The 24,321-nt window shown below is 65.2% G+C and carries 20 protein-coding genes; 12 read left to right on the forward strand and 8 right to left on the reverse strand.

The features are described 5' to 3' along the window. Positions 1–62 precede the first annotated feature (62 nt). The 3 genes from Q0J57_RS03895 to Q0J57_RS03905 form a co-directional block, all read right to left on the reverse strand. Positions 63–1,049, reverse strand: coding sequence for a lipoate--protein ligase (locus Q0J57_RS03895; protein WP_297217276.1), 987 nt, complete (start codon positions 1,047–1,049; stop codon positions 63–65). Between the two features lie 117 nt (positions 1,050–1,166). Continuing rightward, a complete protein-coding gene (locus tag Q0J57_RS03900) occupies positions 1,167–2,384 on the reverse strand; it encodes a bifunctional 3,4-dihydroxy-2-butanone-4-phosphate synthase/GTP cyclohydrolase II (RefSeq protein ID WP_297217278.1) in 1,218 nt (405 codons plus the stop codon). A 75-nt stretch (positions 2,385–2,459) separates the two neighbouring features. Beyond that, on the reverse strand, positions 2,460–4,832 hold the full coding sequence (locus Q0J57_RS03905; protein ID WP_297217281.1) for a heavy metal translocating P-type ATPase: 2,373 nt from the start codon (positions 4,830–4,832) through the stop codon (positions 2,460–2,462). 126 nt (positions 4,833–4,958) lie between these two features. Here Q0J57_RS03905 and Q0J57_RS03910 point away from each other — a divergent pair, with 126 nt between their 5' ends. Further along, the gene (locus Q0J57_RS03910) at positions 4,959–5,156 is read left to right on the forward strand and encodes a heavy metal-associated domain-containing protein (protein ID WP_297217283.1); all 198 of its coding nucleotides are present in this window, start codon (positions 4,959–4,961) and stop codon (positions 5,154–5,156) included. 91 nt (positions 5,157–5,247) lie between these two features. On the opposite strand, the gene Q0J57_RS03915 is transcribed toward Q0J57_RS03910, so the two are convergent. The 3 genes from Q0J57_RS03915 to ppk1 are packed head-to-tail and all read right to left on the reverse strand — an operon-like array spanning position 5,248 to position 9,818. After that, entirely contained in the window at positions 5,248–6,834 is a 1,587-nt protein-coding gene (locus tag Q0J57_RS03915; RefSeq protein WP_297217285.1) for a Ppx/GppA phosphatase family protein, read from the reverse strand. Continuing rightward, the gene (locus Q0J57_RS03920) at positions 6,804–7,427 is read right to left on the reverse strand and encodes an HD domain-containing protein (protein ID WP_297217286.1); all 624 of its coding nucleotides are present in this window, start codon (positions 7,425–7,427) and stop codon (positions 6,804–6,806) included. The genes Q0J57_RS03915 and Q0J57_RS03920 overlap by 31 nt, the downstream gene beginning before the upstream one ends. Before the next feature lie 24 nt (positions 7,428–7,451). Then, positions 7,452–9,818, reverse strand: a complete 2,367-nt coding sequence (ppk1, locus tag Q0J57_RS03925) for a polyphosphate kinase 1 (RefSeq protein ID WP_297217288.1) — start codon at positions 9,816–9,818, stop codon at positions 7,452–7,454. Positions 9,819–10,132: 314 nt separating this feature from the next. Between ppk1 and Q0J57_RS03930 the strand changes: the two genes are divergently transcribed. The 10 genes from Q0J57_RS03930 to Q0J57_RS03975 all read left to right on the forward strand — a co-directional run bounded on the left by Q0J57_RS03930 (position 10,133) and on the right by Q0J57_RS03975 (position 20,039). Beyond that, complete coding sequence (locus Q0J57_RS03930) at positions 10,133–11,131, forward strand: NAD(P)H-dependent glycerol-3-phosphate dehydrogenase (protein ID WP_297217290.1); 999 nt, start codon at positions 10,133–10,135, stop codon at positions 11,129–11,131. Positions 11,132–11,354: 223 nt separating this feature from the next. Further along, positions 11,355–15,188, forward strand: coding sequence for a proton-conducting transporter membrane subunit (locus Q0J57_RS03935; RefSeq protein WP_297217292.1), 3,834 nt, complete (start codon positions 11,355–11,357; stop codon positions 15,186–15,188). Next, entirely contained in the window at positions 15,185–16,147 is a 963-nt protein-coding gene (locus Q0J57_RS03940) for a complex I subunit 1 family protein (RefSeq protein WP_297217294.1), read from the forward strand. Before Q0J57_RS03935 ends, Q0J57_RS03940 begins: the two co-directional genes overlap by 4 nt. Positions 16,148–16,158: 11 nt before the next feature. Continuing rightward, the gene (nuoB, locus tag Q0J57_RS03945; RefSeq protein ID WP_297217296.1) at positions 16,159–16,608 is read left to right on the forward strand and encodes an NADH-quinone oxidoreductase subunit NuoB; all 450 of its coding nucleotides are present in this window, start codon (positions 16,159–16,161) and stop codon (positions 16,606–16,608) included. A 1-nt stretch (position 16,609) separates the two neighbouring features. Beyond that, positions 16,610–16,822 carry a hypothetical protein gene (locus Q0J57_RS03950; protein ID WP_297217298.1) on the forward strand — a complete coding sequence of 71 codons (213 nt, stop codon included), beginning with the start codon at positions 16,610–16,612 and terminating at the stop codon, positions 16,820–16,822. 2 nt (positions 16,823–16,824) lie between these two features. After that, positions 16,825–17,418, forward strand: a complete 594-nt coding sequence (locus Q0J57_RS03955) for a 4Fe-4S binding protein (RefSeq protein ID WP_297217300.1) — start codon at positions 16,825–16,827, stop codon at positions 17,416–17,418. Between the two features lie 20 nt (positions 17,419–17,438). Next, positions 17,439–17,975 carry an NADH-quinone oxidoreductase subunit C gene (locus tag Q0J57_RS03960; RefSeq protein WP_297217302.1) on the forward strand — a complete coding sequence of 179 codons (537 nt, stop codon included), beginning with the start codon at positions 17,439–17,441 and terminating at the stop codon, positions 17,973–17,975. Beyond that, a complete protein-coding gene (locus Q0J57_RS03965; RefSeq protein WP_297217304.1) occupies positions 17,972–19,060 on the forward strand; it encodes a nickel-dependent hydrogenase large subunit in 1,089 nt (362 codons plus the stop codon). The genes Q0J57_RS03960 and Q0J57_RS03965 overlap by 4 nt, the downstream gene beginning before the upstream one ends. Positions 19,061–19,063: 3 nt before the next feature. Continuing rightward, the gene (locus Q0J57_RS03970) at positions 19,064–19,444 is read left to right on the forward strand and encodes a hydrogenase maturation nickel metallochaperone HypA (RefSeq protein WP_297217307.1); all 381 of its coding nucleotides are present in this window, start codon (positions 19,064–19,066) and stop codon (positions 19,442–19,444) included. Continuing rightward, a complete protein-coding gene (locus tag Q0J57_RS03975; protein ID WP_297217309.1) occupies positions 19,437–20,039 on the forward strand; it encodes a 4Fe-4S dicluster domain-containing protein in 603 nt (200 codons plus the stop codon). The genes Q0J57_RS03970 and Q0J57_RS03975 overlap by 8 nt, the downstream gene beginning before the upstream one ends. A gap of 163 nt (positions 20,040–20,202) precedes the next feature. Here the strand turns inward: Q0J57_RS03975 and Q0J57_RS03980 are convergent, their stop codons facing one another. After that, complete coding sequence (locus tag Q0J57_RS03980) at positions 20,203–21,759, reverse strand: oligosaccharide flippase family protein (protein ID WP_297217311.1); 1,557 nt, start codon at positions 21,757–21,759, stop codon at positions 20,203–20,205. 186 nt (positions 21,760–21,945) lie between these two features. Here Q0J57_RS03980 and ilvD point away from each other — a divergent pair, with 186 nt between their 5' ends. Beyond that, the gene (gene ilvD / locus Q0J57_RS03985) at positions 21,946–23,622 is read left to right on the forward strand and encodes a dihydroxy-acid dehydratase (protein ID WP_297217312.1); all 1,677 of its coding nucleotides are present in this window, start codon (positions 21,946–21,948) and stop codon (positions 23,620–23,622) included. 100 nt (positions 23,623–23,722) lie between these two features. Here ilvD and Q0J57_RS03990 read toward each other — a convergent pair whose 3' ends face one another. Continuing rightward, the gene (locus tag Q0J57_RS03990; protein WP_297217314.1) at positions 23,723–24,280 is read right to left on the reverse strand and encodes a hypothetical protein; all 558 of its coding nucleotides are present in this window, start codon (positions 24,278–24,280) and stop codon (positions 23,723–23,725) included. Positions 24,281–24,321 lie beyond the last annotated feature (41 nt).

A 24,321-nucleotide genomic window follows, 5' to 3' on the forward strand; every position in this document is an offset into this window, starting at 1 on the left:
AGCGTACCTGAAAAAACGGCCTTTCTCAAGTAGGAGGGCGTTTTGCAACGGTTTCTATTTCTTCACCTGTACGTGAAGAATTTTTGCATGACCGCCGCATCGCAGCCGCTGAAGTGCGCCTCCCAGTCCAGGCCTTCCAGGGCCTGTTCCAGCGCCTGCGGCTCATGCCGCACCCCCGCAAGGCGCCGCTCCAGGTCTTCCACCTCGGCAACGGCAAAGAAATCGCCGCTCACATGGCAGGAACGGATGACCCCGCGGACCACATCCAGGCGCACATCCACCGTTCCCCAGGCAAAGCGCTGCCGCCGCCGCTCGGTATAGGCCGGCGATGCGCCGAAGTTCCATTCCCAGGTGCGATACTTGCGGTCGGCCAGGGCTTCGGCCTCGGCCAGCACCTCCGCCGGCACCTCCTGTGCCGGACCATGGGGGGCGCAGCAGGCCGCCAGCGCCGCGCGCAGCCGGGCCATGCTGCTGCCCTCCTGCCAGAACTCGCTGATATTGGCCACACGCGCCCGCACCGAAGCCACGCCTTTGGAACGGTATTTTTCCGGGTCCACACTGAGGGCCGCGGTCATGTGCTCCAGGTTCACGTCCACCAGCAGGGTCCCGTGGTGCAGCACGCGCCCCTGCCGCAGGCACTGGGCACTGCCCGATATCTTGCGGCCTCCCGCCTCAAGATCGTTGCGCCCCGTAATGACGGCCGGAACGCCCAGTTCCTCCAGGGCGGCGCAGACCGGCCGCAGATAACGGCCGAAGTCCACCCGCCTGCGCTCCGGTGCGTATTCCATGAAGGAAAAATTGAGATTGCCCAGATCGTGATAGACAGCGCCGCCCCCCGTATTGCGCCGCACCACCGGAATGCCCTGCGCCAGCAGCCAGGGACGGTCGATTTCTTCCAGGGTATTCTGATGACGGCCCACAATGACGGCGGGGGCATTCTGCCAGAGCAGAAAAATGCCCGGCTCCTGTGGCCCGAGGCGGGAAAAGAGAACTTCTTCCAGAGCCAGATTGCAGGCCGGGTCCGTGCCGGAAACCTGATAGCAGCGCATGGCGCCTCCTGTACGGAAAGCAAGAAAAATGGCGGGCGCCCTGCGGCAGGCACCCGCCATCTCTCGCGGCAGACGGAACGGACATTCCCGGCATTCTCCGGGCACGCCCGCGGACGGTTAATGATGGCCGCAGATATGGGTCAGCAGATGATGCATCTTTTCTTTCTTGGTGCGCAGGTAGTCCTCGTTTTCCGGGCAGGCATCCACCTCGATGGGCACACGCTCCACAATCTCGATGCCGTAGCCGGAAAGCCCCACGATCTTCTTGGGATTGTTGGTCAGCAGACGGACCTTGTGAATGCCCAGGTCCACCAGAATCTGGGCGCCGGTGCCATAGTCGCGCAGGTCCGGGGGGAAGCCTAGCTTGCGGTTGGCCTCCACCGTGTCATAGCCCTGATCCTGCAGGGCATAGGCGCGTATCTTGTTGCTCAGCCCGATGCCCCGGCCTTCCTGCCGCATGTAGAGCAGCGCGCCGCGCCCTTCCTTTTCGATCTGGCACATGGCCGCCGCCAGCTGTGCCCGGCAGTCGCAGCGCAGCGATCCCAGGGCATCGCCGGTAAGGCATTCGCTGTGCACACGCACCAGCACGGGTTCCGGCCCGCTGATGTCGCCCTTGATGAGGGCAATATGCGTTCCGGGTTCCCGCTCGCTCTCGTAGGCGCAGATGGTAAAATCCCCGAACTGGCTGGGCAGATGGGCCTTGGCCACGCATTTGACGGACACCTGTCCCCGCTCCATGCGGTAACGGATGATGTCCTTCACCGCGGCGATCTTCAGGCCGTGCTCGGCGGCAAAGACCTCCAGATCGGGCATGCGGGCCATGGTGCCGTCATCCTTCATGATCTCGCAGATGACGGCAGCCGGCTTGAGGCCGCCCAGACGGGCCAGGTCCACGCTGCCTTCGGTCTGGCCGGCACGGGCCAGCACGCCGTCGGCCCGGGCGCGCAGGGGAAAGACATGACCGGGCGTCACAATATCCTCGGGGCGCGCGCCATCGGCCACGGCCACGCTGATGGTCCGGGCACGGTCCGCGGCGGAAATGCCGGTGGTGGTTCCTTCGCGGGCCTCGATGGACACCGTGAAATTGGTTCCGAAACGCGAGCCGTTGCGCTGGGTCATGAGCGGCAGCTCCAGACGGTCTGCCATATAGGGAGCCATGGGCAGACAGATGAGCCCGCGCCCGAACTTGGCCATGAAATTGATGGCCTCAGGGGTCACGAACTCCGCAGCCATGGTCAGGTCGCCTTCATTCTCGCGGTCTTCATCGTCCACCAGAATGATCATCCTGCCCTGTTTCAGCTCGGCAATGGCTTCGGGAATGGTGCACAGAGGCATGTATTTTCTCCTGCCGCACACGGCGGCGTTTTTATGGTATGAATAGGCAAAAGGTAGGCACCGTCCCCTTCCGTGTCAACTCGTCTGCCGTCCGCTCCCCTGCCCGTCTGCCCCGTCAAGACGGAAAAAGCGCAGACGCAGGGCATTGCTCACCACGGAGAAGGACGACAGGGCCATGGCCGTGCCGGCAATCATGGGCGACAGCATGGGGCCGCCGAAAACGTGCAGCAGGCCGGCAGCCACGGGCAGGCCGATGATATTGTAGCCAAAGGCCCAGCCCAGATTCTGACGGATGTTGCGCAAGGTGGCCCGGGAAAGGGCCAGGGCTACCAGCACGGCCTCCATGCCGTCACGCATGAGCACAATGTCCCCGGCCTCGGCGCTCACGTCCACCCCGCTGCCCACGGCCATGCCCACATCGGCCACGGCCAGGGCCGGCGCATCGTTGATGCCGTCACCCACCATGCCCACCACGTGCCCCTGTGCCTGAAGGGCGCGGATATGCTCAGCCTTCTGCTGCGGCAGCAGGCCGGCCTGCACATCGTCGGGCGACAGGCCAGCCCTGCGGGCCACGGCCTGGGCCGTGCGCGCATTGTCGCCCGTCAGCATGACCACGCGCAGGCCCATGTCCCGCAGGCGGCGCAGCACTGCCGCCGATTCGGGACGCAGGGCATCGGCCAGGGCCAGCAGCGCCGCCGGGCACGGGGCCGCCTCTGTGCCTGCGGGCGCCACGGAAAGCAGCAGCGGCGTATGCCCTTCCTGGGCCATGGCCTCCAGCCGCCGGGGCAGGGCGGCATCTGCCTCCAGGCCCAGACGGGCATGAAAGGCCATGCTGCCCACGGCCACGCGCCAGACCGCATCATGCAGGGTCACCTTGCCCGCAATGCCCAGGCCGGGCAGCACCTCCACGTCCTCCACAGGGCAGACAGGGCACTGCCGCTCCCTGGCGGCCGTCACCAGCGCATGGGCCAGCGGATGCTCTGACCGCCCTTCCAGCGAGGCGGCCAGCGCCAGCAAAGCCGTCTCGTCCAGGGCGTCCGGCGCCCCGAGGCAGCGCTCCAGGGCCATGAGCACGGGCTTGCCCGTGGTCAGGGTGCCGGTCTTGTCCACAGCAATAACATCCAGACGGCCGGTCTGTTCCAGAGCCGCCCCGTTCTTGATGAGCACCCCCAGCTGTGCCCCGCGCCCGGTGCCCACCATGATGGACATGGGCGTGGCCAGCCCCATGGCGCAGGGGCAGGCCATGACCAGCACCGCCACAAAGACCGTCACGGCCGTGCTGACCGGTTCGTCGCTGAACAGCAGCCAGCCCAGGCCCGCCAGCAGGGCCAGCAGCATGACCGCCGGCACAAAGAAAAAGCTCACCCTGTCGGCCAGCCGTGCAATGGGCGCCTTGCTGCCCTGAGCCTCGCGCACCAGACGGATGATACGGGCCAGGCGGGTATCCTGCCCCACATGGACAGCCCGCATGGTCAGCGGCCCCTGCCCGTTGACACTGCCGGCCACCAGCTCGTCCCCTGCGGTCACAGGCACGGGCACGGATTCGCCCGTGAGCAGGGAAAGGTCCACGGCACTGCTGCCCTCCAGCACCTCGCCGTCCACGGGAATGCGCGCGCCGGGGCGCACCAGCAGGCGGTCGCCGGGCAGCACGTCGCCCAGGGCGATCTCGCGGCTGCTCCCGTCTTCCTCCAGGCGCAGGGCCGTGTCGGGCGTGAGGCGCAGCAGCGCCCGCATGGCGTCGCCGGCCTTCTGCCGGGCCGTGGCCTCAAGAAACTGGCCCAGCTCGATCATGGTCAGCAGGACGGCGCAGGATTCATAGTAGAGGTTCATGGCCCTGTCCGCAGGCTGGCTGCCCGCCAGCCCCAGCAGGGTATTGCCCAGACTGAAGAGCAGCGCCGCTCCTGTGCCCACCGCCACCAGGCTGTCCATATTGGGCGCCCGCCGCCACAGCGAACGCAGACCCTCCACATAGAAATGCCGGCCCAGCCAGACCACGGGCAGGGTCAGACAGAGCTGCACCAGCATGAAGGCCCGCGGCGACTGATGCGGCTCCAGCCAGGCAGGCAGGGGCATGCCCAGCATGTGCCCCATGCTCAGCACCAGCAGCGGCAGGGCAAAGAGCAGCATGGGCAGCAGCCTGCCCAGCCGTGCCCGCCGGTCTGCGGCCGCCTGCCTGCGGCTTTCGGCCATCTGCCGGGCCGGGTCCTCCGCCTGCGAGGGCGTGGCGCCAAAGCCCAGCGTGGCCACCTTGGCCATGATTTCGGGCGAAAGGGCCTTTTCCCGCCCGCGCGGTACCCAGACCTGAGCCTTGGCCGTGGCCAGATTCACGGAAACCTTTGCCACACCGTCCATACGGCCTACCACCCGTTCGATGCGTGACGAGCAGGCCGCACAGTGCATGCCTGTAATGTCATAGCGCAGGGAACACAATGTTTCTTCCGCTGCCATGTTTGCCTCCTGCGACAGAAGTTCCCGGGGGGCAGCCTTGACGCTCCCCCGGGAGAGCGCTACAAAAAAGTGTGCCTCCAATGAAATTGAAAATCAATACGTATCGTTCTGCACAAAGGAGTCGCCATGAAAATACTGAAAATCGAGGGCATGCACTGCCCCAACTGCAAGGCCGCCGTGGAAAAGGCCGCTGCCGCCATTCCGGGCGTGAGCGCTCCCTGCGTGGACCTGACGGCCAAGGAACTGCGCTTTGAGGAAAGCGCCCCTGTGGATATGGACGCCCTGCGCAAGGCCATTGCCGACATCGGCTTTGATCCCCAATAGGGCCTGCGCAACGGGCAATATGCCCAAAAAGGCGGACCGCCATGGCGGTCCGCCTTTTTTTCTGTCCGTTGTGCCGGGCTGTGCCCCGGCGCTAGTCGCCATGGCTGTCGAAACGGATGCTGACCTCCTTGTCCAGCCCCTTCCGGACGAGCTTGTCCGCATCCTTGATGGCATCGCGCTCCACAGGGCAGGCTCCGCGGCCCATGATGTGCAGGGCAAGCCCCTTGCCGTTATCGTGGCGCGAAAAGATGGCCGTATAGACGTTCTGGCAGTGCGTGCGGTCCAGGCTTTCTGCCAGCGACAGAAAGAGGGCAAAGGGGCGCAGGCGCGTCCGCAGATTTTCGCCCAGGGCTTCACCGCCTTCCTGCAACTTGCGGGACGGCCCCTTGCTGTGCAGCAGGGCCAGCCGGGCCATGAATTCGATTTCGTCCTGGGTAAAGCCCAGCAGTTCCGTATTGCGGATCAGGTAGTGGCTGTGGGCGGCATGACGCGAATAGGCAATGAAAATGCCGATGTCGTGCAGCAGCGCGGCATAGCTCAGCAGTTCACGGGCCTGGGCATCCTCCTTCAGGCAGCCGCATTCCACGGCGGAATCGTGCAGTTGCAGGGTCAGATTGCGCATATGCCGGGCATGGCGCTCCTCGAAGGCGCAGCGCCGGGCCAGACGCATGACGCTCTGCTCGCGGATGCCGCCCAGACCGGGTTCCGCCCCCTGGCCCCAGCGGCGCTGCTGGTCCACAAGGATGCCGTCCAGAATATTCCGGTGGCTCACGAGCATTTCGGACATGTGCAGCTCTTCCAGCAGCGCCTGAAGAATGGCCGCCCCGGTCACCAGCACTTCCGCACGGCGCGGGCTGACCCCCGGCAGCTCCTTGCGCCGGGACAGGGGCAGCGCACAGATATGCTGTGCGGTACGGCGCAGGGTTTCCAGCTTCAGGGTATGCTGGTCCGGGCCGGGCGCAGAGCCGGTTTCCAGCCGGTGCCCCAGGGCATGCAGGGTTTCGATGGTGCCGGAACTGCCCACGGCTTCCATGATCTCAAAGGACTGCACGCGCTTCAGGCTGTGCGAGGCCTCCATGCGCACATAGTGGCGCATGGCCTCATATTCCGCTTCGGACACCGGCGCTTCCCGGCCCTGCAAGAACTGATTGTCAAGGCGCACGCAGCCCAGCTTGAGCGAATCCAGGGAGCTGTATTCCACGGAATTGCCCACCACCAGTTCGGTGCTGCCCCCGCCAATATCCATGAACAGACGCTGGGACAGGCTGTGCGGCAGGCCGCTGGACACTCCCAGATAGATGAGGCGGGCCTCTTCCTGCCCGGAAATGATGGTCACGGCCAGGCCGGTATTGTCATAGGCCCGGCGGATGAAGTCCTGGGCATTCTTGGCATCGCGCACGGCCGAAGTGGCCACGGTGATGATTTCCTGTGCGCCGTAGGAAGCACACATGGCACCAAAGGAACGCAGCACATGAAAGGCGCGCTGCATGGCTTCTTCCTGCAACTGGCGGGACTGGAAGGCATTTTCCCCCAGACGCAGCATGTGCTTGACCCGGTTGAGCACCGAATGCACGCCATTGGGCGCGGTGCGCACCACCATGAGGTGCGCGGAATTGCTGCCCAGATCAATGATACCCGTTATCCGGGTCAGGCCCGGGATAGCTCCCTGCATTGCCATGTTACCTCCATGCCAAAAACACGACGGAAAAGCGCGGCCTTTTTTCTGACCCGCTCCAGTTCTTCATAGCAGCCCAGTGGCGAAACCACGGACAGCACAAGGGCCGTGTTCTCCACGCGGGCTTCCAGCTGCTGCACGGCGCCGCTGTGGCTGTAGTCCAGCGCGTCCGCCAGACGCAGCAGGGCGGCCAGACAGCATACGGCGCGCTGTGCGCCGGGATCCAGCGCGCGAAAGCGCTTCTGGCGGCGCGAGGGCGCACGCCGGCGATGATAGCGGGCCACCAGGGCCACTTCCTCGCGGATGGCGTCGGGCACGTGGTAGCCGGGCACGGCATCTTCCCGTATCATGGCCGCGCTGCGGCGGTGATGCCGCCGCTGCCCGCCGATCCAGCCCACGTCATGCAGACGGGCGGCCCAGGTCAGCACCTCGCCCCACATGTCGTCCAGACCGTGCAGGCTGCCGGTGGCCTGGAACAGTTCCTGGGCAAAGCGGGCCACCCGCCGACCATGTTCCAGCGAGGCGTCCATGCCCGCAGGCAGCGCCGTCTGCGGCTGCGCCGGGGCTTCCCGCTGTTGCTGTGTTGCTTTTGTCATTGCCGTTCCTCGTTCTCCCGCTGCCTACTGGCCGAGACAGCCGTACTTTTCCAGCATGCGGTACTGGACTTCCGTGCCGCGCTGCCCCGGCCGCCGCACGTAGCTTCCGTCATCCTGCAATTCGTAGGCCCGCGGATCGTCCAGATGCGGCCACAGCACATCCTTGACCACGGCCGCACGCAGCACGGGGTCAAGAATGGGGGTCAGCACCTCGATGCGCCGGTCCAGATTGCGGGGCATGATATCGGCGCTGCCCATATACAGCACGGCATCGCCGCCATTGTGGAAATAGTAGAGCCGCACGTGCTCCAGAAAACGCCCCACAATGGACGATACCTCGATATTGTCGCTCACGCCGGGTACGCCGGGGCGCAGGCAGCACACGCCGCGCACCTGGATGCGCACGCGCACCCCGGCCTGCGACGCCTTGTACAGCTCCTGGATGCAGACCTTGTCCACAAGCTGATTGCACTTGAGCGCAATGAGGCCGTCGCCATGGACCTTGTGGCGCTCCACCTCGCGGCGGATGCCGGCCACCAGCCCGCGGCGGATGCCCTGCGGCGCCACCAGAAGATAGCGGTAGTCATCCTTGACGGCGTAGCCGGTCATGACATTGAACAGCTCGCTCACTTCCGAACAGATACCCTTGTGCGCGGTCAGCAGGCCCATGTCGCTGTAAATCTTGGCCGTGGACGGATTGTAGTTGCCCGAACCGATGTGCACATAGCGGCGCACACCCTGTGCCTCGCGGCGCACCACCAGGCAGAGCTTGGCATGAATCTTCATGCCCGGAATGCCGTAGACCACATGGACGCCGGCCTTTTCCATCTCCTCCGCCCAGCCGATATTGCTGGCTTCGTCAAAGCGGGCCTTGAGCTCCACCACCGCCGTGACCTGCTTGCCCCGCCGCCGCGCCTCGATGAGGGAATGCACGATGGGCGAATCCCGGCCCACGCGGTACAGGGTCTGCTTGATGGCAATGACGCCGGGGTCCTCGCTGGCGCGCCGCACAAAGTCCTGCACGGCCACAAAGCTCTGATACGGATGAAAGAGCAGCATGTCCTGCGAGCGGATGGCATTGAACACCGCATCCCGGTTTTCATCCAGAAAGGCCGGCGGCATGGAAGGATAGACCGGCTCATCCTTGAGGCCCGGCCGGTCCAGCCCGTACAGGGACATGAGCGAGGAAAAGGCCATGGGTCCCTTGACCCGGTAGACCTGATAGGGCTTGATGTCCAGAATGTCCATGAGAAAGCGCCGCATGTCCGCGGGCATGGAGTGGGCCACCTCCAGGCGCACCACATCCCCGAAACGGCGCTGATCCACCAGATCGCGCACGGCCTCCAGCAGATCGTGCGCCTCGTCTTCCTCTATCTCCACATCGGCATTGCGCGTGATGCGGAACAGGGAGGAATTGAGAATATGCATGCCCGGGAACAGCATGGGCAGGTGCTGCTGCACCAGGGTTTCCAGCAGGATGATGTCATTGTCCCGCGTATTGGAGCAGAAGCCCAGCGATGCGTAGCCCTTGGCTTCCTTGTTGCGCGGCGAAAAGACCAGGCGCTGGAAATTGTTGGGAATCTTGAGGCGGGCATAGCGTATGCTCCCCTGCCTGTCCTCCAGCTGCACCAGGAAGTTGAGGGTAAGTCCCGAGATGATGGAAAGGGGATGACTGGGGTCGATGGCCTGCGGCGTGAGCGCGGGAAAGACCTCGTCGGCAAAGTACTGGTCCAGAAACTTCTGCTGCTTGCGCGTCAGATCGCAATAACGCACAAGGCGCACGCCGCGGTCCTGAAGATGGGGCAGCAGGTACTTGTTCCAGTGTTCCTGGGCCTGGGCCAGCTGGGCCAGGGTCCGGCGCCGTATTTCCGCCAGCTGGCGCGAGGGCGGCGTGCGGTCGGGGCCGGTGGGCGGCACCCGGCTTTCGTACTGCCGCTGCACATTGGCCACGCGGATCATGAAGAATTCGTCCAGATTGCTCCGGAAAATGCACAGAAACTTGAGCTGCTCCAGCAGGGGCTGCTTGGTGTCCAGCGCTTCGCCGAGCACGCGGGAATTGAATTCCAGCCAGCTGATCTCGCGGTTGATGTACAGACCGGGACAGGACAGGTCCTGCACCTGTTCCATGGTACATTCCGCGATGCTTTCGTCATGCTGCAACGGGGGCATGGTCTCGTTCATGCTTGTCTGCTCCGTATCCGCCGCCTCCAGCGGGGCCTCCTCAAGGGATGAAGATGGTGCGTCTTCGCGCCATGCCGTGGCCGGCGCCTCTGCCGCACTCCCGGCGCGCGGGCTGTTTTCCGGGCCGGTTTCCCGATCATCCCGCGGCGCTGTCTGCGGGGCAGGCGCCCCGGTCTGTCCGTTTCTGCCCTCTGCGGATGCTTCCGCCATGTTCCCGTCCGCCGGGGCCTCCGGGGACGGGGACCGTGGCTCGTTACTGTTCATGGTGACTCTCCTCCGTTTTTCCGGCATATGCCGCAGGACCTGGCAGCCCTGCCCGGGCATCTCCCGCGGAACGCCCCACTATCCCGGCATACGGCAACTATTCTGTGAAAAAACGGTAACAAATACGTGAAAAAGGGGCAATGACGACCTGCTGCGCGCCATGACGGAGACCTTGCCCATCCCCGCGAAATGCGTCAGGATACACCCGCGCCGGGCCGTCCTTCCCGACTCCGGACGCTCAAACCGCTGGAATCAATGCTATGTCTGAAATGCAACGCTTCTGCGTGGCCGGGGGCGGCAGCTGGGGCACGGCCCTGGCCCACCTGCTGGCCGCGCGCGGTCACGACGTGACCCTCTGGCTGCGCGATGCCCATGTGGCGGAATCCATCAACCAGTATCACGAAAATCCCCGCTATCTGCCCGGCCTGCCCCTGCACCCCGGCCTGAAGGCCAGCACCCGTTCCGAATCCCTGTCCGCCCCCTGCGTGGTGCTGGCCATTCCCTGCCAGCAGCTGCGCGGCTGGCTGCGGGAGCATCAGTCCTGTCTGCATCCTTCCCCGGTGCTCGTCAATGCGGCCAAGGGGCTTGAAATCGAATCCATGGCCACGCCCAGCCGCATGGTGGCCGAGGTGCTGCCCGCCGGCAGGGCGCGCTATGCCATGCTTTCCGGCCCCTCCTTTGCCGCCGAGGTCCTGCGCGGCCAGCCCACGGCCGTGGTGCTGGCCAGTCGCGACGAAAGCCTGGGCCGCCAGCTGCGCGAGGCCATCTCCGGCCCGCTGTTCCGCTGCTATTCCAGCACCGACGTGGTGGGCGTGGAGCTGGGCGGCGCCCTCAAGAACATCATGGCCATTGCGGCCGGTATCTGCGACGGCCTGGGCCTGGGCAACAACAGCCGGGCAGCCCTCATCACGCGCGGCCTGGCCGAAATGTCCCGCCTGGGCGTGGCCTGCGGCGCGCAGGAGCGGACCTTCATGGGACTTTCCGGCCTGGGAGACCTGACCCTTACCTGCACGGGAGACCTCTCCCGCAACCGGCAGGTGGGGCTGCGCCTGGGCCGGGGCGAATGCCTGGATGACATCACCGCCAGCCTGGGCATGGTGGCCGAAGGGGTAAAGACCACGGCCGCCGTGCACATGCTGTCCCGGCGGCTGGGAGTGGAGGCACCCATCACCGCCGCCGTCTACAGCGTGCTCTACGAACAGTGCGCCCCCGCCGATGCCGCTGCCAGCCTCATGACCCGCGCCCTGCGCATGGAATGATTCCCGCACGCATCCCGTGCCGTCCTGCGGCATGAACAGGCGCTTCCGTCTGTAACAACGGGGTGTTGCTTGCATCGGCAGCGGTTTTGGGCTACGTCCTGAAGAACGTGGCCTTTTTTTCACATACTTTCTTCCGCTGCCGGCCGTTCCCCGTGAAACAGGCGTCCTTCCTGGCCGTCCTGTCACGACGGTACCCGCCGGGCAGCCAACGTCCGGGGCGCTTATGACCATACCGACGGCACTGGCCGGCTTTCCCCTGCTGTTTGTACCGGGGCTGTTTTTTCTCTTGATCGGTACCTGGCAGGCCGTCTGCCAGCGCAGGAACCTCCGGCGGCTCATCTGCTGGGGAGCCGTGCAGGATGCCGGCATCATCTGCCTGGCGCTGGGCTGTCCCGGTCCTGTGACGGGCCTGGGGGTTGTGCTGTATCTGCTTTTCCAGCTGGCCGCACGCGGTCTGGCCCTCACGGCGCTGCACAGCCTGACGCAGGACACGCAGGCGCAGCTGGATGCCCTGCGGGGTGCCGGAAAACAGCGGCGCTGCGCCGGCCTGCTGCTGGCGCTGGGACTGCTGGCCGCGGTGGGCGGCTCGCCCTTTCTGGTGCCGGAGGGCCGTCTGTTCATTACCCGTGCCATCCTGGGCGCCGGCCTGCCCGGCCAGACGGAGCTGGCCCTGTGCCTGCTCATGGCTGCCTGTACGCTGGTAACCCTGGCCCTGCATGTGCATGCCGTGCAGGTGACCCTGCTGGAAGCTCCCCGCAGCCATGCCCGCCCCCTGCCGGCCCGGCCCGCGGGCGCAGCAGCCCTGATCTGCTGTGTACTGGTGGCCGTGCTGGGCCTGGGGCGTGATCCCCTGACCGCGCTTGTGGCCGCCGTGCTGCACTGCCCGGCTCCTGCCCATGTGCCGCCGCATCCTGCCTTCTGGCTGCTCTATGCCGGTGCCCTGCTGGGAGGCGCCGGCAGCCTGCTGCGCTGGCGCCCTGCCCCGTGGCTGGTGGTGGCCGCATGCGCCCTGGCCCTGGGCAGCGTGTTTGCCGTGCCGGTCAACGGTCTGTCCAGCCTGTTTCTCTGCCTCATCGGCCTGGTGGCCCTGCTGGTCAGCCTGTATTCCATCGGCTACATGGCCCATGATACGGAGCCTGCCCGCTACTGGTTCTTTCTGCCCCTGACCTTTGCCTCGCTGGCGGGCATTGTGGCCACGCCGGACCTGGCGGCCCTGTACGGCTACTGGGAACTCATGACCTTTGCCTCCTATTTTCTGGTCGTGCACGAAGGACACCGGGCGGCCCGCGATGCCGGCTTCAAGTATTATGTCATGTGCGCGGGCGGGGCACTGCTGCTCATGCCCGGCATCATGGCCCTTTCCGGCGGGCATACCGCCTTTGCCCAGTGGCCGCTGGCCATGGCCCATCTGCCCTCCTTCAGCGTCAAGGCCGGGCTGCTGCTCTGCCTGGCGGGCTTTGCGGTAAAGGCCGGCCTGGTGCCCCTGCACTCCTGGCTGCCCGATGCCCATCCGGCCGCACCGTCTCCGGTGTCCGGACCGCTGTCGGGCATCATCACCAAGACCGGCATCTTCGGCCTGCTGCTCCTGACCTGCGCCTCGGTCAACGGCACCCCGCTCATGCCGGCCCTGCGCGGCCTGTACGGCCTCACCTGGCTGGGCACGGCGCTTGTCTTCATGGGGGCCTTTACCCTGATCTACGGCGAACTCATGGCCCTGCGGCAGGAGGACATCAAGCGCATGCTGGCCTTTTCCACCCTGGGGCAGCTGGGGGAAATCGCCCTGACCCTGGGCATGGGCACCGTCCTGGCCACCTATGCGGTGCTGGCCCATGTGAGCATGCACGCCATCATGAAGGACCTGCTCTTTCTGGGCGCCGGCGCCCTCATCCTGCGCAGCGGCTCGCGCCGCCTGGCAGACATGCGCGGCCTGGGCCGGCAAATGCCCTGGACCGTCTCCTGCCTGTGCGCCGGCCTGATCGCCATCATGGGCCTGCCGCCCTTTGGCGGCTTTCTGAGCAAGTATCTCATGATCCGGGCCGTGGTGGACGCTGGGCATCTCTGGCTGGGCGCCCTCATTCTGGCGGGATCGCTGGTGGGAGCCGTCTACTACATCCGCATTCTGAAGACCCTGGTTTTCGAGGAGCGCCCGGCGCACCTGCCGCCGGTGGAAGAGGCCCCGCTGACCATGCGCCTGCCCCTGCTGGTGCTGGCCCTGCTCTGTCTGGTGCCCGGGCTGGCGCCCTGGCTCTGGGACATGGTGCTCACCCCTGCCGTTTCTGCCTGCTTCCAGGTCGATCCCACGCAGGGCGGGCAGATTCCCTCGCCTCTGCTGCTCATCTTTGCCGACACCAGCATCTGGCCCCCCTTTGTGGCCCTGCCGGTCTTCGGTGCCATTCTGCCCGCGCTCTTCTACCGCAGTGCCCGGCAGGCCGGTCTCTGCGCCCTGCTGGTGCTGCTGGGTACGGCCGTGCTGGTGGGCCTGCTGGGGCGCGAACTGGACACGCTTTCCTTCGGCTTTGCCCTGCTGGTGCCTGTCATGGGCGCCATCAACGTGGTCTACGCCCTGGGCTACATGAGCCACAGCCACAGCCAGTGGCGCTTCTACTGTGCCTTTACGGCCATGTGCGGCGGGCTGGTGGGCATGGCCGCTGCCCAGACCCTGTTCAGCTTCTTCCTGTTCTGGGAAATCATGAGCGCCTGGACGCTCTATCTGGCCCTGGCCCACGAAGGCGATGCCCTGTCCCTGCGCGAAGCCTTCAAGTACTTCTGCTTCAATGTGTGCGGGGCGGGCTTCATCTTTGTGGGGGTCTGCTTCCTGGGCGGCAATCTGGCCATGACCGTGCGGCCCGGCGCGCTGGTATCGGCCCTGTCCTCCCTGCAATGGCATGCTGTGGGCACGCCCTTCCTGCTGGGCTTCTGCCTGCTGGGCACGGGCTTCCTCATGAAGGCCGCGCAGCTGCCCTTCCGCATTGACTGGCAGATGCACCCGGCCGTGGCCCCTACGCCGGTTTCGGGCTTCATCTCGTCAGTGCTGCTGAAAAGTTCCGTCTTTGGTCTCGTCAAGCTCTTTCTGCTGCTGGGCGGTGCGGCCCTGGGCAGCGGCCTCATGAATGCCCTGCACGTGCATGCGGTGCAGGTCGTGATCATGTGGATAGGCGGCATCACCATTGTCTATGCGGCCCTTCAGGCGCTGGTGGCCAATCAGGTCAAGCTCATCTTCATCTATTCCACCGTAAGCCAGATCGGCTACATGGTGCTGGCCGTGGCTGCCGGCGGTTCCCTGGGCTACGCGGGCGGCATGCTGCACGTGGTCAACCACGTCTTCTTCAAGGACCTGCTCTTTCTTGTCTGCGGGGCCATCATGTTTGCCAGCCATCGCGAAACCCTGGAAGACCTGGGCGGGCTGGGCCGCAAGATGCCCTTTACCCTGGCCATGTTCGCCATTGCCGGCCTGTCGGTGGTGGGCGTACCGCCCACCAGCGGCTTCAGCTCCAAGTGGCTTATCTACCATGCGCTCATGCAGGCCGGCCAGCCGCTGCTGGCCCTGCTTTCGCTGCTGGGCAGCGTCATTACCCTGGCCTATGTGGCCAAGTTCCTGCATGCGGCCTTCCTGGGGCAGCCTTCGCCCCTGCTGGACCGCATCGAGGAGGTACCGCCCGTCATGCGCGTGCCCATGGGGCTGCTGGGCCTGGGCTGCGTGATCACCGGGGTTTTCCCCGGTCTGGCGCTGACGCCGCTCAATGCGGTGCTGGTGGAATACGGCCAGGCCCCCCTGCCCGTGAGCATGGCCGGCCTGGTGGACGGGCCGGCGGCCTACAATGCCACAGGCATGTTTGTGCTCATGGCCCTGGCCTTTGGCGGCGGCCTGCTCTTTGTGAAGCGCTTCGTGCGGGTACGCGAAATTGACATCCATACCTGCGGCCTGCCGCCCGACGAGGCTACCAGCCGCGTGCGGCCCGAAGGCATCTACGGCGGGCTGGTCCGCCTGCTGGAGCATCTACCCGGCGCTCCCGACCCCGCCCGGGGCGAACGCCGCAGCAAGGAGCATGAGGCATGAGCGAAACGCTGTACGCCATCCTGCATATGGTTCTCTTTCCCGGCGGCCTGTTTGCGCTGACGCTGGGCCTGTTCTTCAAGGCGGTTGACCGGCGTGTGGAAGCGCGCCTGCAACGCCGCGTGGGGCCGCCCCTCGTGCAGCCCTGGCTGGACATTGCCAAGCTGTGCACCAAGGAAACGCTTCTCCCCAGAACGGCCTGCAAGAGCGCCTTTCTGCTGGCGCCGGTGGCAGGCTTTGCGGGCATGGCCGTATGCGCGGCCTTCATTCCCGTTCCCGGCGTCTTCGGCGGCCTGTACAATATGGGCGACCTGCTGGTGCTCTTCTATCTGCTGCCCATTCCGGCCATTGCCATGATGCTGGGCGGCTCGGCCTCCAGCTCGCCCTTCGGGGCCGTGGGCTTCTCGCGCGAGATGCTGCTCATGCTGGCCTACGAAATGCCGCTGCTCATGATCCTTCTGGCCGTGGCCATGATGGTGGGATCGCAGACCGGCACGGCGGCCGAATTTTCCCTGCTGCGCATCATCGACTGGCAGCTTGCGCAGGGGTCCCTGGGCTTTCACCCGGCCATGATACCGGCGCTGGTGGCCTATCTCATCTTTCTGCCCGGAACCATGGGCGTGGTGCCCTTTGACATCCCCGAAGCCGAAACCGAGATCATCGAAGGCCCGCTGCTGGAATATGGCGGTCCGCTGCTGGCCCTGTATCAGATGGGCAGTGCGCTCAAGACCTTTGTGGTGCTGGGGCTGGGCGTGGCCCTGTTCTTTCCCGGCACCATTTCTCCCTATGCCGTGGTCAATCTGCTCTGGTTCGTGCTCAAGTGCCTGGGCCTCATGCTCCTGTCCCTGACGCTTGTGAAGTCCGCCACAGGGCGCCTGCGCATTGATCAGGCCTTCCGTTTCTATGTGACTGTTCCCACGGCACTGGCCCTGTGCAGCCTGGTGCTGGTCTGGGCACTGTAAGGAGGCGACCCGTGAGCGTCGATACCCTGCTCAAGAAACTGTCCGTGCGGTCGCCATGGCTGTTCCGCATCAATGCGGGGTCCTGCAACGGCTGTGACGTGGAACTGGCCACCACGGCCTGCATCCCGCGCTATGACGTGGAGCGCTTCGGCTGCCGGTACTGCGGCAGCCCCCGCCATGCGGACATTGTGCTCATCACCGGCCCGCTGGCCACGCGCGTGCGCGACCGCGTGATCACGGTATGGAATGAAATTCCCGAACCCAAGGTCACGGTGGCCGTGGGCATCTGCCCCATTTCCGGCGGCGTGTTCCGCGACGGCTATTCCATTGACGGCCCCATTTCGCGCTTCATTCCGGTGGATGTGAACGTGCCCGGCTGCCCGCCCCGCCCGCAGGCCATTCTGGAAGGGGTCATTCTGGCCAAGCAACTGTGGCTCAAGAAACTGGGGCTGGAGGCATAGCATGACACGCATACAGCATGCTCCCGCCACGGCGCGCACGCTGCCGGCAGCCCTGTACGGCCGGGGGCAGCGCTTCCTGCAACGCCTGGGCCGCTTGCTGGCCTCCCGCAACAGCCGCATGCCGGGGGAAGGCAGCTGCCGCCTGTGCGGCATCTGCCACCATGTGTGCGGCCTTCTGGGCGACCGCCGCCCGCGCAACGGTTCGGAGGACTGATCATGGCGGGATTCCTGAAGATTCTTTTTCGCAACCTGCTGGACGGCCCCAGCACGGACCCCTTTCCGCTGGGAGAAACGGTTACGCCCCAGCGCCTGCGGGGCAGGGTACATGTGGATCCGGAACTCTGCATGGGCTGCGGCATGTGCCGCTATTCCTGCATGGCCGGCGCCATCCACATCGGGCACAAGCCGGACGGCACGGGCTATACCATTACCATCTGGCATAACTCCTGCTGCCTGTGCGCCTCCTGCCGGCACTACTGCCCCACCGGGGCCATCTCCCTGGACAACAACTGGCACTCGGCCCATGTGGAGGCCGAAAAATTCTCCCGCATCGAACAGCAGACCATCACCTACGAGCCGTGCGCGCATTGCGGCACGCTCATCCGGCCGCTGCCCCTGAAGATTGCCCAACGCCTGTACGCGCACAACAGGGAAATCGATGCCGATACCATCCGCCGCCTCTGCCCCAAGTGCCGCCAGCTGGAAGACGCCAAGCGCAATGCCTGCCGGCTGCCGCAGCACACGGACAGGGGCAATGCACCTGACGACAGGCTGGCCGCCTCCGCGGCCCCGCTGAAAAAGCTCGACTGAGACGGGCAAAAGGACATACCATGCAGGAAATTTTCAGGGGAAATGCCACCCTCATAGAAGCCCTGAGCGATTTTTGCGATGCACCCGGCGGCGTGCACCACAGCAATGATGCCTTTGGCAATGCCTTTCACTGGTTCCGGCTGACCAGTCCCCACTGCCTTGAGGAAGCAGCCCGCCGCCTGAAGGCCGCAGGGGCGCGCCTGTGCATGATCACGGCCTACAACCGCCGTCAGCTGAGCGACCAGATTCAGGAAATCTGCTACCATTTTGCCCTGGACGGTGTGGTCTACAACGTGACGGTCACCCTGGGCAGCCAGCATCCCGACGTGCCCTCCATCACGCCCATCTTCGCCAATGCGGACTGGCACGAGCGCGAAATGATGGAACTCTATGCCGTGCGGGTGACGGGACATCCCAATCCGCGCCGCCTCTTTCTGGATGACGAGCTGGATGCGGGCATCCTCAACGAGGCCGTGCCCCTGTCCATCGTCATGAACGGCGCCTGCACCACGGACCTCTGGGAATGTATCCTCAAGGATAAGGGAGGACGCGCATGAGCACGCCCAGTACGTTCAGCATGCCGCTTGGTCCGGTACATGTGGCCCTTGAAGAGCCGGTCTATTTCCACCTCACCGTGGATGGCGAAACCATCCGCAAGGTGGAGCTGACCTCCGGCCATGTGCACCGGGGCATGGAAGCGCTGGCCAGTCAGCGCAATCTCATCAAGAACACCACGCTCACCGAGCGCGTCTGCTCCCTCTGCTCCAACAGCCATTCCTTTACCTACAGCATGGCCGTGGAAAACGTGCTGGGCATGATCATTCCGCCCCGGGCGCGCTATCTGCGCGTCATGGCCGAAGAGATCAAGCGCGTGGCCTCCCATCTCTTCAATATTGCCATTCAGGCCCACATCATCGGCTTCAAATCCCTGTTCATGCACGTCATGGAAGTGCGCGAACTCATGCAGGACGTGAAGGAAACGGTCTACGGCAACCGCATGAATCTGGCCTCCAACTGCATCGGCGGCGTGAAATGCGATGTGGAGCCGGCGCATTTCGACTTTATCCAGTCCATGCTGGACAAGGTGGAACCGGCCGTGGAGGAAATACGCGACATCTATGCCACAGACCCCCTTGTACTGGCGCGCACCCGGGGGCTGGGGCTGCTGCCCAGGGAAGACGCCATCCGCCTGGGCGTGGTGGGGCCGGTGGCCCGCGCCTCGGGCATTGCCCATGACGTGCGCAAGGATGCGCCCTATGCCGCCTATGGCGAGCTGGACTTTGACATGGTTGTCCGCGACGGCTGCTGCGTGAACAGTCGCGCCCTGGTGAGGCTGGACGAAATCTTCCAGTCCATCCGGCTCATCCGGCAGTGCTGCGACCATACCCCCGACGGCCCGGTGGCCGTGCCCATGAACCGCATCTATCCGGCCGAGGCCTGCGCCCGCAGCGAGGCCCCGCGCGGCGAGGTTTTCTACTACATCCGCACCAATGACACGGACAAGCCCGCCCGCCTCAAGTGGCGCGTGCCCTCCTACATGAACTGGGAGGCCCTGGGCGTCATGATGAAGGACTGCAAGGTGGCGGATGTGGCCCTGATCACCAACAGCATCGACCCCTGCGTGTCGTGCACCGAGCGCTAGCCCATGCACGAGGCCAGTCTGGCCCAGGGGCTGCTGGGCACCGCCACGCGGGCCGTGGCCGACTACAATGCCCGGCAAGACGGGCCGCGCGCCGGGCGCATCACGCGCCTTACCTGCCAGCTGGGCCTGCTCTCCTGCGTGGAGGCCGAAACCCTGCGGGCCTGTTTTGAAATCTGCGCCGAAGGCACCCTGGCCCACGGCGCGGAACTGGTGCTGGAAACAGCCCCCCTGCCCTGCCGCTGCACGGACTGCGGCGCGGCCTTTGCCCTGTTCCGGCGGCATTTTGCCTGCCCCTTCTGCGGCGGAGAGGCCCTGCGGTTCAGCGGCGGGCATGGTCTGACCCTGACCGACCTTCAGGTGGAGGCGGAGGAACATCATGATTGAACACATTCAGGTCGTCCCGGACAAGTGCCGCGCCTGCCGCCGCTGCGAGGTGGCCTGCATCGCGGCCCATCACGGCATGAGCTTCAAGGAGGCCATGAAGCACCGCGACGTGCTTGTCTCCCGCGTGCAGGTGGTCAAGGCCGAAGGCTTCCGCACCACGGTGCGCTGCCATCAGTGCGATCCGGCCCCCTGCTGCGCCATCTGCCCCTCCGGCGCCCTGCAACAGGATGCCGATGGCCGCATCAGCATGCGGGTGCAGCTCTGCGTGGCCTGCAAGCTCTGCATTGCCGTCTGCCCGTACGGCACCATCTCTCTGGATACCATCGGCATGCCCGATGTAAGCGACGGCGCCGAAACCATGGCCCAGCGCTCCCGCCGCGAAGTGGCCGTGCGCTGCGACATGTGCAAGGCCTGGCGCGAGGAAAACGGCAAGCGCATCACCGCCTGCATGGAAGCCTGCCCGGTGCGGGCGCTGTCCATGGTGCTGCCCGACGGAACCGTGGTGGAAGCCCCGCCCGCCGAAAAGAAGGCCGCCACGGAAAAGCCCCGCAATCCCCTGGACCCCGCCGCGGCGTCCGGAGAACAGCCGGCCTGACGGCGACCCGACTACCCGTGACAAAACGGCATTCCCCCGCATGGAGGAATGCCGTTTTGTCTCTCAGACCGTCCGGCAATTTCCGCCGGACAATGCCGCCCCGTCGGCAGCGCCACATCCCGCGGAGCAGAGATCCGTCAGCCCTGCACCGCGGACGGCTGCCTCAGTGGCCACGCCGCCGCAGCGGAAGCCGCTGCAGAACGCCGCGCAGGTCCTGACGAGACAGACCCGCAAAGGCCGGCAGCAGGGCAATGACGCCCGCCACGGCCACGCTGTAGAGTATCCCGGCCACCAGAAAACGGGGCAGGGAATCCAGTCCGCCCAGGCCAAGATGCAGGGTCAGTTCCCGGCAGCCCAGCGCCAGCCCCAGCAGGATGGCCAGGCTCCAGAACTGATGCAGGAGATTGCGCCAGAACGAAAAGGGAATGAGGCGCGACGCCAGCCAGAGCTGGATATTCACCGTCACAAACTGCACGGCCACGGTCTTGCAGGCCAGGCCCACGGCCCCCAGATGCAGCCCCCCGTACTGGGCAGGCGCCAGCAGGAACCAGACCGTGGCAAAGCCATAGACAGCATCCAGCATGGTCACATTGCGGGTGGTGCGTGTGCGCCCGGCCGCATGAAAGACGGAGCTTGCCAGTTGTAGATAGGCCTGATGCAGGGGATACAGGGCCATGATCTGCACGGGCAGCACGGCAGCCAGAAACTGCTCGCCGCCAAAAATCCGCACCAGCACATGGGCCTCCACGGCGGTGAAGCAGGAGAAATAGGCAGCCACCACGTAGAGCAACGGGGCAAAGCGCCGCATGATGCGCCCCATGCCTTCCAGATCGCGCTTGCCCCAGGCGATGGAAAATTCGCGCATGATAAGGGGCGTCATGGCCGAGACAAAGAGAAAACAGGCAATGCTCACCTTCTGGGCCAGGGCAAAATAGCCCTGCTCCGCGCTGCCGTCGAACCACTGCAACAGCCAGCGCTCCACACTGAGCATGAAAAAGGTCAGCAGGGCCTGCACAAAGAGCGGATGGCTGTAGGAAAAGAACTCCCGGCTGTAGGCACGGGTCTGGGCCGCCTCCAGATGCAGGGAAAAGCGCCCGCCGTTGCCAAAGCGCTCTTCCCAGGCCCGCTTGCTCACCACCCAGTAGCCCAGGGCCGTGGCCAGCAGCATGGCATACTGCTGGAAAAAAAGGCTACAGATATTGAGCACATCCAGCCAGAACAGACCGGCCAGCACCACCACGGCCAGCAGGGCGATGACCGTGCGGCACAGTTCCGACGGCACGGTGGCCCCCACGGCATCGTTCATGGAGCGCAGCACCCGCCCCCACCAGGTGAGAAAGGCCCAGAGCGCGGCCAGCGGCGCCAGCCAGCCCGGCACATCGGGCATGAGCAGCGCCCCCACCTGCGGCAGCTGCATGCAGGCAGCCACCAGCAGCCCGATGACCGCCACCAGCAGGCTCACGCGCAGATAAAAGGCAATGAGGCCGGTTTCCTCCTGCCGGCGGGACAGGGCATTGTAAAAACAGGTGGACGTGCCCATGTCCAGAAAGCCGGAAAGCTGCTGAAAGAGATTGGTGGCAAAGCTGTAGTTACCGTACATCTGCGGACCGAGCGCACGGGGCAGGATGGCCTCCATGACCAGATAGACGGGCACGGAAGCCACATTGGCCAGCAGCTTGAAGAAATAGCGGCGTGCCAGGGTGGGGGTGGAGGCTTGCATGGCCGCAGACTAGCCGACTTCCGCCCGTCTTTTCAAGGACTTTCGCCCCTGCCCGCACCGGCTCCGGCAGCGTATGTCCGGGCAAGGAGACAGGGGGCGCCCCTTCCCAAGGCGCGCTTTTTGCCGTACAAAAATTTTTGCCCGCCCAGACGCGGGACGTTGTTCTTCAGCATAAGGAAATGCGTCATGGATGATAGCCGCAGCAAAAAAATGAAAGCCGGGCTGGAAAAGGCCCCGCACCGTTCCCTTCTGTATGCGCTGGGTCTGACCCGCGAAGAAATGGATCGTCCGCTGGTGGGCGTGGTCAATGCCGCCAGCGAGGTGGTTCCCGGGCATCTTCACCTGGGCAAGCTGGCCGAGGCCGTCAAGGCCGGCGTTCGCATGGCCGGCGGGACGCCGCTGGAATTTCCGGCCATTGCTGTCTGCGACGGCATCGCCATGAACCACGAGGGCATGCGCTTTTCCCTGCCCTCGCGTGAGTTCATCGCCGATTCCATCGAAATCATGGCCCGCGCCCATGCCTTTGATGCGCTGGTCTTCATTCCCAATTGTGACAAATGCGTGCCTGGCATGCTCATGGCCATGATGCGCCTGAACATTCCGTCCGTTCTGGTTTCCGGCGGCCCCATGCTGCCGGGCGACCTGAGCTATGACCGCAAGGGCGACCTCATCACCCTGTTCGAAGGGGTGGGCCGCGTGCGCAACGGGCAGATGAGCGAAGAGGAACTGACCCGCTGGGAAGAACGCGCCTGTCCCGGCTGCGGCTCCTGCGCGGGCATGTTCACGGCCAATTCCATGAACTGCCTGGCCGAAACCATCGGCGTGGCCCTGCCCGGCAACGGCACCATTCCCGCCGTGCATGCCGGCCGCGTCCGCCTGGCCAAACACGCCGGCATGCGCGTCATGGACCTGTTGCAGCGCAATATCCGCCCCCGCGACATCGTGACCCGCGGCGCGGTGGAAAATGCCATTGCCGTGGACATGGCCCTGGGCTGCTCCACCAATACCACCCTGCATCTGCCGGCCATTTTCCACGAGGCCGGGCTGGACATCGACCTGTCCGTCTTTGATGCCGTGAGCCGCAAGTCGCCCAATCTCTGCAAGCTCTCGCCCGCCGGCCATCATTACATGGTGGACCTGGACAATGCCGGCGGCATCCCGGCGGTCATGGCCGAGCTGGACAAGCTGAACCTCATTCACAAGGACTGCCTCACCGCCACCGGCAAGACCGTGGGCGAAAACCTGCGCGGTGCCCGCATCCTCAACCCCGACGTCATTCATCCCGTGGAAAAGGCCTATTCCTGCGAGGGCGGCATTGCCATTCTGCGCGGCACGCTGGCGCCTGACGGCGCCGTGGTCAAGCAGTCCGCCGTGGCGCCGGAAATGATGTGCCGCGAGGTGACCGCCCGCGTCTTTGAATCCGAGGAAGATGCCATGCACGCCATTCTGGACGGCAAGATCAAGGCCGGCGACGGCGTGGTGGTGCGCTACGAAGGTCCCAAGGGCGGCCCCGGCATGCGCGAAATGCTCTCGCCCACGGCCGCCATCACCGGCATGGGGCTGGGCAAGGACGTGGCCCTGTTCACCGACGGCCGCTTCTCCGGCGGCACCAACGGCGCCGCCATCGGGCACATTTCGCCGGAAGCCGCCGACGGCGGCCCCATTGCCCTGGTGCGCGACGGCGACCGCATCCTGGTGGACATCCCCAACCGCAAGCTGGATCTGCTGGTGGATGAGGCCGAACTGGCCCGCCGCCGCGCCGAACTGAAGGCGCCGCAGAAGGAATGCCCCTATCCCGTGCTGCGCCGCTATGCCAGCATGGTCAGCTCTGCGGACAGCGGCGCCATGTACAAGCCCGTCTAGATGCCTGGGGCCGCACGGCCCCCTTTGCCCGCAAAAAAAGCGCCCTGCCGGCATGCCGGCGGGGCGCTTCTGCACATATGAATCAAAGGCGGTGTAACCGCTACTTGTTGCCCAGCACTTCCTGCAGGGCATCGATCATGAGCGTGTCGGGATGGGTCTTGCAGTATTCCACAAAGGCGTCGCCACGCTTGGGACTGGAAAGCACGGACTTGTTGGTCACGTTATAATGCCGGTTATAACCGTCCAGCCAGACCACAAAGCCGTCGCCATCCGTGGGATTCTCGTTGTACTGACGGCAGGTGGTGGCATCGGCCCGCCACTTTTCGTCCTGCGGGTCCGGCATTTCCTTGCGCAGGTCCTGCCAGAGATCGGCCACCACGGCCGTGGGGTCCTTCTGGCACATGGCATAGGTTGTGGTCATGAGGGTCATGATCAGGCGCGGATCCACCGTGGCCTTGCCCATATTGGAACTGACAAAGCCGTCAATCTGCAAACCCTGGAACAGGGGCGGCTCTGCCTGCGTGGAGGCCAGGGCCACAAATTCCGCGCAAATGTAGTCGCTGGGGTCAATCATCTCATCTTCGGCGCGGGCCGTGTGTGCCAGCAGCGGCAGCAGGGACCACAGGCACAGGCAGACGCCGGCAAACCATTTCTTCATGTCGTACTCCGGGGGCTTGGCAGCCCAGCATAGCAGACGGC

It is taken from the genome of uncultured Desulfovibrio sp. (assembly GCF_944324505.1).
Lineage (GTDB): Bacteria > Desulfobacterota > Desulfovibrionia > Desulfovibrionales > Desulfovibrionaceae > Desulfovibrio.